We start from the raw sequence: 1,697 nt of genomic DNA on the forward strand, positions 1-1,697 counted from the left end.
GCCTTCTCGTCAATATCGGCTCAGTGTACGTCCTGCAGGGTGGTGAGATGAGTCTCAACGAACGTGGGGCGTTCTACCATTTGCTCGGCGACGCTGGCGGTTCACTCGCCGTGATCGTCTCGACGCTTGTGATCGAACTGACCGGCCTCCGGATCATCGACCCGATCACGGCTGCACTAATCGCTGTGCTTGTGACGTGGTCGGCCGGCAAGGTTCTGCGGGGAAGTGGTGCGATCTTCCTCCATCGGACACCCCTCGACACCGAGGACGCCCGCCAGCATCTTCGTGCGATCGAGGGTGTCGAAGCAGTCAACGACTTCCACGCCTGGCAGGTCTGCAGCCAGCTCACCGTCGCGACGACCCATCTCGAAACAGATGACGAGGCTGAGGCCGACGTCGAGTCTGTGATCCAACGTGCTCACGAGGAACTCACCCACCACGGTGTCGATCACGCGACCGTGGAGCTGTGCCCCGACTCGGAGAACCGACGCACGCATCTCAACGCGCATTCCCACCAATGACTGCCCACACTCCACCCGCGTTCAGAAGTACGGACCGATCGTCCTCGTCGATGTTCGAGATACTGGAGGCGACGCAAGACGACGTAGTGGCAATTCGAATGGGGACTGGTAGTGCGGACGGGTACCGCGAGTTCTACGAGCTACTCGTCGAGAAGACGGAACAGCATGGTACAGTGCACGTCTACGAGGAGACGACAGGGTGGACGCTGTCGACGTATCTCTCACACCTGCACGGTATCCTCCCCGACCTGCGAACCGGGTCGAAGTTTAATATTGGCCGGTATGCTGCGGTCGGTGATTCTCGTTGGGCGAAACTGCTCTACTACCAGTGGCGCGCTATCATGCCCGTCTGGCCGGTCGCCCCGAATGAGATGCGCTACTACGACCTATCGGAACGCAATCAGGCGCTCGACTGGGTGACGATGAACAATATAAATCTTGATTAGAGACCACCCAACAAGTATAACAAATGTTTGATAGTATCGCGATTTACGACGCATACGTGCTCACGGTCGACGACAGGAACCGGCTCTACGAGTGCGGAACGGTACTCGTAGAGGATGGTCGCATCACGGAAGTACGACCGTCTCGTGATGATGATTCGGACATCGCGGCCGACTGCGTCATCGACGGCGACGGCAAGCTTGTGATGCCGGGGCTGGTCAACGCCCACACGCACCTCGAACTGACGCCGCTGATCGGCGCGTTCAGCGACCTTGACCTGCTGGAGATGATGGGCAGCATGACAGCCATCTTCGGTCACATCGCGGACGGCGAGTACGACTACCTCACCGAGGCGGGGTACGAACTCGCCGCCCTGAACTTTCTCACCGGCGGTGTCACAACCGTTAACTCACAGGACGTCCGCCCGAGCGCTGGCGCAGAGACGTTCGGCGAGACGGGCCTCCGCGGGTTCTTCGGGCTGGCACTTTCTGATCTCTTCTGGGATGTCCCCGTCGACGAACAGTTCGCCCGTGCTCGCACGTTCATCGGGGAGTACCACGACACGTACGACGGCCGCATCCGGGCGACCATCTGCCCCCACGACGACTGGTCGTGTACCCGAGAACTGTGGGAGCGCACCGCTTCCCTCGCCACTGAGTACCCAGACCTGCTCGTTCACACCCACCTGCTCGAACTTGAGGCTAGCAACACGATGGCGCGGTCGAACGGGGG

At 60.3% G+C, this 1,697-nt stretch carries 3 protein-coding genes; all 3 read left to right on the plus strand.

The window, feature by feature from the left end; genetic code table 11:
• Positions 1 to 521: cation diffusion facilitator family transporter (locus ACP99_RS18275; protein WP_156105801.1), on the plus strand; the 521-nt coding region annotated here is incomplete at its 5' end.
• A 98-nt stretch (positions 522 to 619) separates the two neighbouring features.
• Positions 620 to 967: a SpoIIAA family protein gene (locus ACP99_RS18280; RefSeq protein WP_197052518.1), complete on the plus strand. Its 348-nt coding sequence runs from the start codon at positions 620 to 622 to the stop codon at positions 965 to 967.
• A 23-nt stretch (positions 968 to 990) separates the two neighbouring features.
• Positions 991 to 1,697, plus strand: a 707-nt coding sequence (locus ACP99_RS18285; protein WP_156105802.1) for an amidohydrolase family protein, incomplete at its 3' end; no start/stop codon positions are given.

It is taken from the genome of Halobellus rufus, from assembly GCF_000739575.1.
GTDB lineage: Archaea > Halobacteriota > Halobacteria > Halobacteriales > Haloferacaceae > Haloquadratum > Haloquadratum rufum.